Raw genomic sequence first — 13,405 nt, forward strand, 5'->3', positions numbered from 1 at the left:
TCGGCCTGGTTCGCGATGCGATCGTGCGACCATTCACAAACAAGGCTGAGATTATCATCCACACCGGATACCAGACTTCGCTGCTCTGCCGAGTTTTGGTAGGTCGCAAGACTTACCCAGCGTTGTCGTTGGTGGTGTGGACTCTCAAGCGTGAGGTAAGGGCAATTGGTGGATGCCTTGGCATGTACAGGCGATGAAGGACGTGGCACGCTGCGATAAGCGTCGGTGAGGTGTGAGCAACCTTTGACCCGACGATTTCCGAATGGGGGAACCCACCTTCACCAATTAATTCAGCCTTCGTGGTGACACGGGGGCCGCGTTAATTGGGGAGGGTATCACCGAAGTGAATACATAGCTTTGGTGAAGCGAACCCGGAGAACTGAAACATCTCAGTACCCGGAGGAAAAGACATCAACCGAGATTCCGTTAGTAGTGGCGAGCGAACGCGGACCAGGCCAGTGCCTTATCTTCAACTAGCAGAACCATCTGGAAAGTTGGACCATAGCGGGTGACAGTCCCGTATGCGAAAGTGATAGATAAGGACTTGAGTAGGGCGGGGCACGTGAAACCCTGTCTGAATATGGGGGGACCACCCTCCAAGCCTAAATACTCGTACATGACCGATAGCGAACTAGTACCGTGAGGGAAAGGTGAAAAGCACCCCGATGAGGGGAGTGAAACAGTACCTGAAACCGGTTGCCTACAAGCAGTTGGAGCCTCTTTATGGGGTGACAGCGTACCTCTTGCATAATGGGTCTGTGACTTAGTGTATCGAGCAAGCTTAAGCCGTTAGGTGTAGGCGAAGCGAAAGCGAGTCTGAATAGGGCGACTGAGTTCGATGCATTAGACCCGAAACCCGGCGATCTATGCATGACCAGGCTGAAGGTGCGGTAACACGCACTGGAGGGCCGAACCGATCAATGTTGAAAAATTGTCGGATGAGTTGTGCTTAGGGGTGAAAGGCCAATCAAGCCGGGAAATAGCTGGTTCTCCGCGAAATCTATTGAGGTAGAGCCTCGAATGAATACCCTGGGGGGTAGAGCACTGGATGGGCTAGGGCGACGCGAGTTGTACCAAACCTAACCAAACTCCGAATACCCAGGAGTACTATTCGGGAGACAGACGGCGGGTGCTAAGGTCCGTCGTCGAAAGGGAAACAGCCCTGACCTACAGCTAAGGTCCCCAAGTCACGTCTAAGTGGGAAAGCATGTGGGATTTCCAAAACAACCAGGAGGTTGGCTTAGAAGCAGCCATCCTTTAAAGAAAGCGTAACAGCTCACTGGTCTAAACAAGAGATCCTGCGGCGAAAATGTAACGGGGCTCAAGACGTGCACCGAAGCTTAGGGTGTGATCCTTTGGATCACGCGGTAGCGGAGCGTTCCGTACGCCTGCGAAGTGGAAGGGTAACCGACCATGGAGGTATCGGAAGTGCGAATGCAGACATGAGTAGCGATAAAAAGGGTGAGATGCCCTTTCGCCGAAAGACCAAGGGTTCCTGCGCAAGGCTAATCCGCGCAGGGTGAGTCGGCCCCTAAGACGAGCCCGAAGGGGGTAGTCGATGGGAACACGGTTAATATTCCGTGACCTGGTGGTGTGTGACGGATCTCGTGTGTTGTACGTCCTTATTGGATTGGACGTGCTTCGAAGAGGTCCCAGGAAATAGCCCCACCGTATAGACCGTACCCGAAACCGACACAGGTGGTCAGGTAGAGTATACCAAGGCGCTTGAGAGAAGTGTCCTGAAGGAACTCGGCAAATTGCCTCCGTACCTTCGGAAGAAGGAGGCCCTATATAAGCGCAAGCTCTTATGGGGGGCACAGGCCAGGGGGTAGCGACTGTTTAGCAAAAACACAGGGCTCTGCTAAGTCGGCTTCAAGACGACGTATAGGGCCTGACGCCTGCCCGGTGCCTGAAGGTTAAGTGGAGGAGTGCAAGCTCTGAAATGAAGCCCAGGTAAACGGCGGCCGTAACTATAACGGTCCTAAGGTAGCGAAATTCCTTGTCGGGTAAGTTCCGACCTGCACGAATGGCGTAACGACTTCCCCACTGTCTCCAGGACATGCTCAGCGAAATTGAATTCTCCGTGAAGATGCGGAGTACCCGCGGTTAGACGGAAAGACCCCGTGCACCTTTACTGCAACTTCAGAGTGGCATTAGGAAAGAACTGTGTAGCATAGGTGGGAGGCTTTGAAGCGTCGGCGCCAGCTGACGTGGAGCCATAGGTGAAATACCACCCTGTTGTTTTCTGATGTCTAACCTAGAACCGTTATCCGGTTCAGGGACCCTCTGTGGTGGGTAGTTTGACTGGGGCGGTCGCCTCCTAAAGAGTAACGGAGGCGTGCGAAGGTTGGCTCAAGACGGTTGGAAACCGTCTGTTAGAGTGCAATGGCATAAGCCAGCCTGACTGCGAGACTGACAAGTCGAGCAGAGACGAAAGTCGGTCATAGTGATCCGGTGGTCCCTCGTGGAAGGGCCATCGCTCAACGGATAAAAGGTACGCCGGGGATAACAGGCTGATGATTCCCAAGAGCTCATATCGACGGAATCGTTTGGCACCTCGATGTCGGCTCATCACATCCTGGGGCTGGAGCAGGTCCCAAGGGTTTGGCTGTTCGCCAATTAAAGTGGTACGTGAGCTGGGTTCAGAACGTCGCGAGACAGTTTGGTCCCTATCTGCCGTGGGCGTCGAAATTTGAGAGGAGTTGACCCTAGTACGAGAGGACCGGGTTGAACATACCTCTGGTGTACCTGTCGTTCCGCCAGGAGCGCAGCAGGGTAGCTATGTATGGACGGGATAACCGCTGAAAGCATCTAAGCGGGAAGCCTCCCTCGAGATAAGATTTCACAGGACGGTCGAAGACCACGACCTTGATAGGCTGGATGTGGAAGTGGAGTAATCCATGGAGCTAACCAGTCCTAATTGTCCTATTCGCGCTTGAAGAGTCCCACCATCAATGACAGCGCTGCTGTCTCGATCGTGGATGATATCAAAGGCCTTGCACGGGCATCGATTTGAAAACCCAAAGACTACACCGGCTTCATTGCTTGGTGGCTATAGCGTCTGTGACCCACTCGATCCCATCTCGAACTCGAACGTGAAACCAGACTGCGCCGATGGTACTATCGTCTAAGCGATGGAAGAGTAGGTCGTCGCCAGGCATTGCAGCCGGTGTTGTCTTTGAGAAAAACCCATTCATATGTCATGCCGCCCGCCGGTCCCCACAAAGGACCGCCGGGCGGCTAAACGTCTTTGGCGCGGGGTGGAGCAGCCCGGTAGCTCGTCAGGCTCATAACCTGAAGGTCACAGGTTCAAATCCTGTCCCCGCAACCAAACGCCCACCATCCGCCCAGCACATCCTGCGGCGGACTTTTTGCGCTTTTTTGGCGCAGCCTTGCGGGACACGTTATTGTTTCGCTTCTCGCCCGGGAGGCGCACCCGCGTTGCTTAGCGCTCGGGTATCGGTGCGGAGCTACACTCTGCGGGACATAGTCCGTGACGTGCTCCCCATTTTCAGACCGCTGATAACTTAGCTTCGGTGTTCATATGCCCCCGGCGGGGGCGGTTCGTAAACACGGCGGGTGCTAACCCGCCAAGACTGCTGTGCGGACGCACGGTGTTGTAGTCCGTCCGCCCATGCCCCGATGATCCGTCTCGCCGCAGCCAGCGATGGAAACAGGTGTTCGTTCAGGCACTCGTCGCGCAAGCGACGATTAAGGCTTTCGACAAAGCCGTTCTGCTGCGGCTTGCCCGGCGCGATGTAATGCCACTCGACCCCGGTGTCCTGGCACCAAGCAACAACGGCGTGACTGGCGAGCTCGGTGCCATTGTCGCTGACCAACCATGCACGGCAGCCCGCGACGTTCGGCGATGACGCTCAGCTTGCGGATGACGCGCCGACCTGACAGCGAGGTATCAACGATGCATGCCGGGTATTCCCGGCTATAGCCGTCCATGACGTTGAGCATGCGGAACCGCCGGCCGTAGGCCAATGCATCCGACACGACGTCGAGCGACCAGCGCTGGTTGGGCTCCTGCGGGATCGCCATCGGCGCCCGTGTTCCAAACACGCGCCTGCGACCGCCGCGCTTTCGCACCGTCAGTCGCTCCTCGCGATACCGCCGATAGACCTTCTGCAGGTCCATGCCTTTCCCCTCACGCTTGAGCAGGATCGCCGGCCGTCGATAGCCGAACCGGCGTCGCTCGTTCGCGATCTCGCGCATCCGCTCGCGGACAGCATCGTCCTTCCCGCGAAGCGGCTCATGTTGCCATGCCGACCGATTGAGCTCGATCAGCCTGCAGGCGCGACGTTCGGAGAAGCCGTGATCGGCCATCAGCTTCTCCACCGCAGGGTAGCGCTCCGCAGACCGGGTCAGTTTTTTCCCAGCAAATCCTTGAGCTCCGACGCGTCAAGCATGGACCCCGCCAATAGATTCTTCAGCCGTCGGTTCTCATCATCCAGCGTGCGCAACCGTGCCGCCTCCGACACCGTCATCGCGCCATACTTCGACTTCCAGTTGTAGAATGTCGCATCGCTGTTCCCGTGCTTGCGGCACAGGTCGGCGATCTTCACGCCAGCCTCATGCTCGCGCAACACCCCAATGGTCTGATCCTCGGTAAAACCGCCTCGCCGCATCACTCGTCTCCACCTGACGAGCTAACTTACCAACGGCATGAATTCTGGGGAGCACGTCATCCGCCGGCCCGAAGGTCTCGAGATCCGCTGCGCCACCACGCGGCAAGCTCATATAATGCCTTGCCAGGCAGTCTTGTAGTGGCTTCCCCGGGCTAGCCGTCGATCGTTCGCTCCGGTGCTGGTGATCAAGCAGGCCGGCCTTGAGCAGTTGCCCGATCTACGCCGATCCACTATGAAGGAGTGGCACTCGAAAAAGGCCTATTCTGAGTATTGTGCACCCGCCGCGTACGGGGCTTGGCGGGACAATCAAACGCCGGGACCTTGAGTAGAGCGGATGCATCAACTAGCCGATAATTTTGTGTTTTTGCGGGCGCGCTTGGCGTCCGCGCAAGGTGCGTTGCCTTGCGTCGAACTTGGCTGGGTCGTTCGGTCGGAATGGGCGCGGAGCGCAGTGCCTATCGCGCTAGGGCAGCGAAGCAGAGCTGCAAAACGCCGAGCGATGGCGCGCTTCAGATGTGCCCTCCGGGTGGGATAGGCTGGACATGGTCGAAATCCCCATGTCTGCCTCCAGCGAACAGAATCGCCTCGACTTGGTTAGCCGTCTGAACAAGGGGCAACTGGCTTGCCTGCGCTTGGTCATGGAAGGTCGCACGTCGAAGGAGATTGCCAAGACGACAGGCATATCGCCGCATACCGTCGATCAGCGGTTGCGAATCGCAATGCAGACACTGGGCGTTGATAACCGCTTCGAGGCCGCCCGTCTCGTCCGGCAGGTCGAGCAGAACGCATATCAAAGCCTGATACATGCTCCTCTGCAGCGTGCCGCATATCAAACGGCGGACGTTGCCGCAGCTGACCGACATGCCTTACCCCATGAGTTGTTCGACGACGTGAACGGGTCGGACAGCCTAAAAATCGTGGGGGTTGCCGAGGAGAAACGGTCGCGTTTCGATCCGCTATCCGCTGCGCTCGGAACGGCAATTCGGTCGCGGTCATCGCAGGTGGGGGGAAGGCACAATGACCTAGCACCGATGGTTCGCCTGGCCTGGACGGTCGGTTTGATGATCGGCGTTGTCCTGGCGCTCAGCTTGTTGGTTACCGCCGCCGAAGGCTTGGCTCGCATCCTGGACGCGATTCAGCCCTAAGCTTTTTTCCGATTTCTGGATGATGGGTCCGTCGGCGTCGCCGGCGGGAAGGGGATAGACATGCTTGCTCAACATGATGAATCCGCACGGCTGGTCGCCGCGGCACTGTTCGCCGGCGAACGCGCGATCGATACCGCGCTGACCGATCTTTCGCGCCTGCCCGGATCGATCGCCGCGGCGCGGATCGCGGCACAATTGCCGTTCGGTGTCGGGCAGGGCGCGCTCAGCGACGCGGCCGAAGCGCTCGTGCTGATGGTGCGCGCTCGGCATCATATGGCGCGCGCGCATGAACGGCTGCGCGAAGCCGGCGAGGAGGCCGGGCTCGACGTGACCGCGTTCGGCGACGTCTTCCCCTGCCCCAAAAATGCTGCCGCGGATCCCGGCGTCGAGGCGCCGCTGCGGCTGGTGGCGTGACATACTTGACCGGGTGATCGGGTCATGTTTGGAACAACGCTCGATGAACGTCGTGCTCTTCCTCGCGCTGCTGCTCGTATGCTGCGGGTATTCGGCGGCATATGGCGGCGCGCCCGAGCGCATCGCCGCCGCGATCATCGCGGCGGCGGTAGCGGCGACGGTGGTGATTGGCTCGATCCAGTTCGTCACCTTCCAATCGGCGGAAATCGGAATCATCGTGATCGACGCGGTCATGGCGGTGGCGCTGATGGGGTTGGCGCTGCGCGCGAACCGCTATTGGCCGATGGCGATGACCGCTTGCGTCGGCGTCGGGTTGCTGGGCCACACCGCGGTCTGGGCGGCGCCGTCGATCGTGCCGCAGGTGTACGCGGTGTTCCACGCCTTTTCGGGCTACCCGGCGCTGCTCATCCTCGCCGCGGGCACGTACCGCCATCGGCGAAGGCTGATCCACAACGGCATCGATCGCCCCTGGTCCTTCGCCCAGGGCTGACCTGTCGCTGGCAAGCCTCCCGAGTTCTCCGCGCAATCGACGCTCCGCCGCATGGGCGGCACATTTCCCGACCATCGAACGGTGCCTTGCACCCGATGGCGCAGCACAAGGTTCGATGATGCAACATCTGCCGATCATACGCATACCCTATCGCGACCCTCTCGATCGCCGTGATGACGCCAGAGCAACGCGCTCGGTGCCCAAGGAGCCGGCGCGCAACATCAACGATCGCAGCAAGGCCACCGCATCGGTGGACCTGACGGTTCTTGCGCGCCAACTGTATGACTTCGGCCAGCGGCGATCGAAGTTCTTCCCCGCCGACCTGTTCGGCGAACCGGCATGGTATATCCTGCTCGACCTGTACGCCTCCGCAGGTGAGGGGCGTGCGATCTCGGTCACCAGCGCCTCGGTGGCATCGGGCGCGCCGACGACGACCGGGCTGCGGATGGTGCGGGTGCTCGAGGACAAGGGGCTGGTGTGCCGGGGGCAGGTACAGACCGATCGGCGGCGCAGCGATGTCCGGCTCACCCCGGCGGGGCGCGATGCCGTCGAACAGGCGCTGCGCGAACTTCGGCCGATGCTGGGCCAGGTCCTGCATTGCCCGCTGTCGTTGTGAAATCCTCAAGCTAGCCATCCCGCCTGCGCCGGCTTTTGGCGGCGTCGGCCAGGCTAGTGCCGAGGTGCCATCTTTTCGTGGCCATGGTCGATGCTCGTCACGGATCAGCAAAAGGGTGACCTATGACCTGGACGATCGAGGCGACGGTTTCGGCCAAGATCGGCTTCGCCTCGCACCAGAATGCGGTGCCGGTGCTGCGCGAGCTGGAGCTGCGGCATGGCGCCGAAAAGATCGTCGAGGATCTTCGCCTCACGCTTTCGTCCGATCCGCCTTTCTTGAGCCAGAAGACCTGGCGGATCGACCGGATGGCGCCTGGGGACGCGTTGCGGATCGCCGATCGCGATGTCGATCTGAACGCTGCGCTGCTCGGCGACCTGAGCGAATCGGTGGCCGGTACGCTCACGCTCACGCTCGTGTCTCCCGAGGGCGAGACGCTGGCCGAGGCACGCCACCGGGTCGAGCTGCTCGCGCACAATGAATGGGGTGGGCTCGGCACGATGGCCGAGCTGCTGCCGGCGTTCGTGATGCCCAACGATCCCGCGGTCGATCGCGTGCTCAAGGCCGCGTCCGACGTCCTGCGCCGCGCGGGCAAGCCCGATGCGCTCGACGGCTATGCCGGCGGCAAGCGCGAGCGGGTGTGGGAACTGGCATCGGCGATCTGGTCGGCGGTGGCGGGGCTGCGCATCGCCTATGCGCTGCCCCCCGCCAGCTTCGAACGCTCGGGGCAGAAAGTGCGCACGCCGGGCGCGATCCTCGACGGCGGTGTCGCGACCTGCCTCGATACCGCATTGCTGTTCGCAGCGGCACTCGAACAGGCGGGGCTCAACCCGCTGGTGGTGGTGACCAAGGGGCATGCCTTTGCCGGGGTCTGGTTGCAGCCGGTCGAGTTCGCGAACCTGCTGACCGACGAGGCGGGCGCGTTGCGGCGCCGCTTCGACCTCGACGACCTGCTGTTGTTCGAAACCACGCTGGCGACGCATACGCCGCCGGCAAGCTTCAGCCAGGCGATGGCGGCCGCCCGCCGCCAGATCGCCGAAGCCGCCGAGGCCGGTTTCGAAATGGCGATCGACATCCGCCGCGCGCGGATGCAGCGGGTGCGACCGCTCGGCGTTGCGGTGAACGCGCGCGTGCCGCTCGACGACGCCCCGCTTGCCGCGTCGGAGGGACTCGAAGCCGCCCCCGCGCTGCCCGCATTCGATGTGGAAGTCGGCGAGGCGTCGGACACGCCCGGCGACCGGATCCGCCAGTGGCAGCGCAAGCTCCTCAACCTCACCACGGGCAACCGGCTGCTGCATGTGCCCGAAGGCGCCAAAGTGCTGAAGCTGGCATGTCCCGACCCCGGCGCGCTTGAGGATATCCTGTCTTCGGGCAAGAAGGTTCGCGTCGTGCCGATGCCCGAGCTCGATGCCGGCGGGCGCGACGAGAAGCTGTACGAGCAGCAGACGCAGACCAACCTGCGTGAGGAAGTCGCGAAGGCCGCGCTGGCGCGGGGCGAGGCGTTGTCGCTGCTGGGCAAGGACAAGCTCGACGCGTTGCTGATCGAGCTCTTCCGCAAGGCGAAGTCCGACCTCGACGAAGGCGGCGCCAACACGCTCTATCTCGCGCTCGGCTTCCTGAAGTGGAAGAAGAGCGCGTCGGAGGAGAAGGCCTATCGCGCGCCGCTGATCCTGCTGCCGGTACGGCTCGAACGCAAAAGCGCGCTGTCGGGGGTGGTGATGACCCGGCACGAGGACGAGCCCCGCTTCAACCTGACCTTGCTCGAGCTGCTCCGCCAGGATTTCGAGCTGGCGATCCCCGGGCTCGACGGCGAGCTGCCCGCCGATGCGAGCGGGGTCGATGTTGCCGGGGTGTGGCGGATGGTGCGGTCGGCGGTACGCGACATGGCGGGGTTCGAGGTGGTGCCCGAAGTGGTGCTCGGCACCTTTTCCTTCGCCAAATATCTGATGTGGAAGGATCTGGTTGACCGCGCCGACCGGCTGAAGGAAAGTCCGCTGGTCCGCCATCTGATCGAGCGCGACGGCGATGTCGTCGGCGCGAAGGGGCAGTTTCCGCGCCCCGACGAGCTCGACGCGCAGATCGACCCCTCGGCGCTCTTCACCCCGCTGCCCGCCGACAGTTCGCAGATGGCGGCGGTGGTCGCCTCGGCCAAGGGGCACGACTTTGTGCTCGATGGTCCGCCCGGCACCGGCAAGTCGCAGACGATCGCCAACATCATCGCGCATAACCTTGCGTTGGGACGCCGGGTGCTGTTCGTCGCCGAGAAGAAGGCGGCGCTCGACGTCGTTCACCGGCGGCTGAGCGACAAGGGGCTGGCGCCGTTCTGCCTCGAACTCCATTCGGCCAAGGCCACCAAGACCGCGGTGTTGCAGCAGCTCGATCGCGCATGGTCGATCCGCGACGCGCTGACGCAGGACGAGTGGGCGACCGAGGCCGCCGAGGCACGGCGGCTGCGCGACGGGCTGAACGACGTCGTCCGCTTGCTGCACCGGATCGAGCCCAATGGCTGGACGATCCATGCGGCGATCGGCCGGACGGTCCGCGATGCGGGGCCTGCCACGCCCAAATTCGGCTTCGATGGGCAGCAACGCCACGATGCCGCCGACATGGTGCGGTTGCGCGACGTCGCGCGCGGGCTGGGTATCGCGCGCGGCGAAGTGGCCGAGGTGACCTCGGACCTGGAGGGGGTCGCGCGCACCCAATGGTCGAACGGCTGGCAGGAGGCGATCGTCGCTGCCGCGGGGGCTGTGCCGCCGGCGATCGAGGCGCTGCTCGCGGCGCATGCCGCGGTTCGGAAGGCGACCGGGCTGCCGATCGAGGCGGATGACCGTGCGGCGATCGGCCGGTGCGCGGCCTTCGCGCGATCGCTGCTGGCGATGCACGGCCGCGACTTCGGCTTCGCCTTCGCGCCCGATGTCGCCGAGCGCGTCGCCGCGGCGCGACAGGGCTTGCGGTTGCTCGACGAATATCGCCAGCGCGAGGCCGAGCTGACGACTGCCTATGCTCCCGAGGCGGCGCGGCGGATCGATCTCGCGGCGATGCGCGCGGCGTGGGCCGATGCCGAGCGCCGGTTCTGGATCTTCGCGACCTTGGCGAAGCGGCGCGTCGCGCGCGATCTGGCGCAGGCGGGCGGGGCGAGCCAGCCGCTCGACGTTGCGGCCGACCTTACGACGCTGGCCGCAATGCGCGAGCTGCTTGCGCGGATCGACGGCCTGGAGGCGAAGGTAGGGGGCATAGCGGGATGGGCGGGGCTGCACAGCGAGGCCGCCGAAGTCGATCGCGCGATTGCGCTTGGCGAGGCATTGCTCGCCGCGATCGCCGCCGAAGCACGATGCCCCGAAACGCTGGCCGAGCTGCGGCGCGCGGTATCGGCGCTGGTGCTCGATGCCAACGCGCTGCTCGCGCCCGATGGCGTGGTGGCAGGCGCGGTCGCGCGGCTCGATGGAGCCATTGCGAGCTATGACGAGGCGGTAACCAGCTTCGATGGTCTTTCGGGTGCCGGCGCCGCTGCCGATTTCGAAACGCTGCGGCGACGCGCGGTCGCGGTCGTCGAGCATGCGCGGCGGCTGCAGGCATGGACGAACTGGCGCCGCGTCCGCGAAGCTGCGGTCGGCGCCGGCCTCCTGCCGCTAGTCGAGGCGCTCGAACGCGGCGTGGTCGAACCCGCCGATGCGGCGACGGCGTTCGAAATCGGCTATGCGCGCTGGTTCGCCGCCACCCGGATCGATGAGGAGCCGCTGCTCACCCACTTCATGGCGGGCGAACAGGAGGATCGGATCGCGCGGTTCAGGGCGGTCGACGAGCGGATGGGGGCGCTGTCGGTCCGGTACATCCGCGCCAAGTTGTGCGGGCTGATCCCCGATCGCGCCGAGGTCGGCAAGAAGGACGGATATGGCGTGCTCAAGCACCAGCTGCAGCTGCAGCGCGCGCACAAGCCGATCCGCCAGCTCGCCGCCGATATGGGCGAGGCGTTCACCCGGCTGGCGCCGTGCATGCTCATGAGCCCGCTGTCGATTGCGCAATATCTTCCCGCCGATCAGGCGCTGTTCGATCTGGTGATCTTCGACGAGGCCTCGCAGATCACGCCATGGGACGCGATCGGTGCGATGGCGCGCGGGCGGCAGGTCGTCATCGCCGGCGATCCGCGCCAGATGCCGCCGTCGAACGACTTTGCGCGCGGCGCTTCGTCGATATCGCAGGACGACGATACCGACGCCGATATGGACAGCATCCTCGATGAATGCCTGGGGGCGGGCGTGCCGCAGCACAGTCTCGACTGGCATTATCGCAGCAAGCATGAGAGCCTGATCACCTTCTCGAACCACCGCTATTACGACGGCAAGCTGGTGACGTTCCCGGCGCCGGTCACGCGATCGAGCGCGGTGTCGTGGCGACGCGTCGAGGGGGTGTATGCGCGCGGCGCGGGGCGGACGAATCCGATCGAGGCGCAGGCGATCGTCAACGCCGCAGTCGCCCGCCTGCGCGACCCGCGGTTCGTCGATCCGCAAGGCCAACGCCTGACGATCGGCATCATCACGATGAACGCCGAGCAGATGAAGCTCGTCGAGGATTTGCTCGACCAGGCGCGGCGCGCGCATCCTGAGATCGAACCCCATTTCAGCGACGAGCTCCTCGAGCCGGTGGTGGTGCGCAATCTAGAGACCGCGCAGGGCGACGAGCGCGACCTGATCCTGCTCGGCATCGGCTTCGGCCCGACCGAGCCCGCGGGCAAGACGATGTCGATGGATTTCGGAAAGCTCAATCGCGATGGCGGCTGGCGGCGGCTGAACGTCGCGGTGACCCGCGCGCGGGTCGAGATGCAGCTATTCACGTCGTTCGATCCGGGGATGATCGATCTCACCCGGACCAGCCAGCGCGCGATCGCCGACCTGAAGCACTTCCTGGAATTCGCCGAGCGCGGCCCGCGCGCCTTGGCCGAAGCGGTGAAGGGTTCGATGGGCGGTGCCGATTCGCCGTTCGAGGAGGCGGTGGCGTGCGCGCTGCAGCGGCGCGGATGGCGGGTGGTGCCGCAAGTCGGGGTGTCGAAGTTCCGCATCGACCTGGGCATCGTCCACCCCGACCGCCCGGGCGATTTCCTGCTGGGGGTCGAATGCGACGGCGCCACCTATCACAGCGCCGCGACCGCGCGCGATCGCGACAAGGTGCGCGCGTCGATCCTGGAGAGCCTGGGGTGGAAGCTGGCGCGCGTGTGGTCGACCGACTGGTGGATCGACAAGGAACGCGCGACCAAGAAGCTGCACCGGCAGATCGAACAGCAGCTCGAGGCCGATCGCGCGGCGGTGGTTGCGGCGATCGAGGCAGAGTTGCCCGTGCCCCCGGTCGTTCCGCCGGCGACCTATGTCGAGAATGACGATGGCGACGGAGGTAAAAATGGCGGCGCGTGGCATGACGTCGACGACGAGTTGATGCTGCTCGACAGGCCGATCGCGGGGGACCGGCGACCGGCTGAAGCGCTGGCGCACCTGGTCCGCCCGGTGAACCAGCCGGTGCCGATCGACGAGCCGCTGTTCGCGCGCGCTGCGCCACAAGCCCCCGCGACGTACGCCGTGGTCGATCTCGCGCGGGTGTGTGACGCGATCGACCCGATCGCCTTCTACGAACCCGCTTATGACTCAACCCTTGGATCGTTGATCCGAACCGTGGTGGAACGCGAAGCACCGATCGCCGAAGCCTTGCTCGTCCAGCGGATCGCGCGCGCGCACGGCTTTCAGCGTTCGGGGCGGGTGATCCGCGATCGGGTGATGGCCGCCGCGAAGCGCGATTTCGACGTCGCGCGCGAGGCCGGCGGATCGGCGTTCGTCTGGCGTTCGGCCGAGCAGCGGCGCGGGTGGCGCAGCGCGCGTGCGCCGGCGGGGGCGAACGACATCCGGCAGATCGAGGACATCGCGATCGAGGAACTGGGGTTCGCAGGGACCGCGCTCGACGCGTCCGACGTCGCGCGGTTCTTCGGGGTGCGGCGGCTCAGCGCGGCGGCGCGCGCGCGGATCAACCTGGCGCGGCAGGCGGGTCGAGCGGGTCGCGGCGAAGCTTGACCGATCGGCGCGGTTGACAGTCGGACGACCACTGGGGGAAGGACGCATTCCGCCTC

5 protein-coding genes, 1 tRNA gene, 2 rRNA genes and 1 pseudogene are annotated in these 13,405 nt (G+C 63.7%); 8 read left to right on the forward strand and 1 reads right to left on the reverse strand.

Annotated features, from left to right (window positions below; all coding sequences use genetic code 11):
• Positions 1-145: 145 nt before the first annotated feature.
• The 3 genes from OKW76_RS13000 (at position 146) to OKW76_RS13010 (ending at position 3,331) form a co-directional block, all read left to right on the forward strand.
• Positions 146-2,940 (forward strand): 23S ribosomal RNA (locus OKW76_RS13000).
• Positions 2,941-3,044: 104 nt separating this feature from the next.
• A 5S ribosomal RNA gene (gene rrf, locus OKW76_RS13005) occupies positions 3,045-3,159 on the forward strand.
• A 95-nt stretch (positions 3,160-3,254) separates the two neighbouring features.
• Positions 3,255-3,331: transfer RNA gene (locus OKW76_RS13010), tRNA-Met, on the forward strand.
• Between the two features lie 180 nt (positions 3,332-3,511).
• Here OKW76_RS13010 and OKW76_RS13015 read toward each other — a convergent pair.
• Positions 3,512-4,634, reverse strand: a pseudogene (locus OKW76_RS13015) (IS3 family transposase).
• A gap of 542 nt (positions 4,635-5,176) precedes the next feature.
• Between OKW76_RS13015 and OKW76_RS13020 the strand changes: the two are divergent.
• The 5 genes from OKW76_RS13020 to OKW76_RS13040 all read left to right on the forward strand — a co-directional run bounded on the left by OKW76_RS13020 (position 5,177) and on the right by OKW76_RS13040 (position 13,349).
• Positions 5,177-5,779: a helix-turn-helix domain-containing protein gene (locus OKW76_RS13020; protein WP_265549285.1), complete on the forward strand. Its 603-nt coding sequence runs from the start codon at positions 5,177-5,179 to the stop codon at positions 5,777-5,779.
• 60 nt (positions 5,780-5,839) lie between these two features.
• Positions 5,840-6,193, forward strand: a complete 354-nt coding sequence (locus OKW76_RS13025; protein WP_265549286.1) for a hypothetical protein — start codon at positions 5,840-5,842, stop codon at positions 6,191-6,193.
• Between the two features lie 43 nt (positions 6,194-6,236).
• Positions 6,237-6,683 carry a hypothetical protein gene (locus OKW76_RS13030; protein ID WP_265549287.1) on the forward strand — a complete coding sequence of 149 codons (447 nt, stop codon included), beginning with the start codon at positions 6,237-6,239 and terminating at the stop codon, positions 6,681-6,683.
• Positions 6,684-6,798: 115 nt separating this feature from the next.
• Entirely contained in the window at positions 6,799-7,299 is a 501-nt protein-coding gene (locus OKW76_RS13035) for a MarR family transcriptional regulator (protein ID WP_265549288.1), read from the forward strand.
• A gap of 122 nt (positions 7,300-7,421) precedes the next feature.
• Positions 7,422-13,349, forward strand: a complete 5,928-nt coding sequence (locus tag OKW76_RS13040; protein WP_265549289.1) for a DUF3320 domain-containing protein — start codon at positions 7,422-7,424, stop codon at positions 13,347-13,349.
• Positions 13,350-13,405: the final 56 nt, after the last annotated feature.

This window comes from Sphingomonas sp. S1-29 (assembly GCF_026167545.1).
GTDB lineage: Bacteria > Pseudomonadota > Alphaproteobacteria > Sphingomonadales > Sphingomonadaceae > Sphingomonas.